The organism is Bradyrhizobium sp. 23AC (assembly GCF_054863025.1).
This window is the reverse complement of record NZ_JAVAYN010000233.1, coordinates 1-255: the sequence shown is the minus strand read 5'-3', so window position 1 is coordinate 255 and position 255 is coordinate 1. Positions and strand designations below refer to the sequence as shown.

The window sequence follows — 255 nt, the reverse complement described above, 5'->3', positions numbered from 1 at the left end:
GCTTGCACCTTGCGGTTCGTAGTCTTGGCGCGCTACATTTAAAATGTTAGCACCTATAATATCAACAACTTCACCTAAAATGTCGGTTAGTCTATCTGCACTGTACTGCTCATCGATATATTCAATATATTCTTTACGTTGTTGCTCGGTCTTTGCATAGCAAATGTCGTAAATACAAAAGCTTAAACTTTTAGTTAAATTATTAAAACCATGAAGTTTAAGTTTGTCGAAGGGTTTGTTCATAATAAACCAACC

Annotated in this window: 1 protein-coding gene; it reads right to left on the bottom strand. The window is 35.3% G+C overall.

The window, feature by feature from the left end; all coding sequences use genetic code 11:
- A partial coding sequence (locus tag RAD10_RS42245) for a hypothetical protein (RefSeq protein WP_461622061.1) occupies positions 1 to 255 on the bottom strand: 255 nt, incomplete at both ends.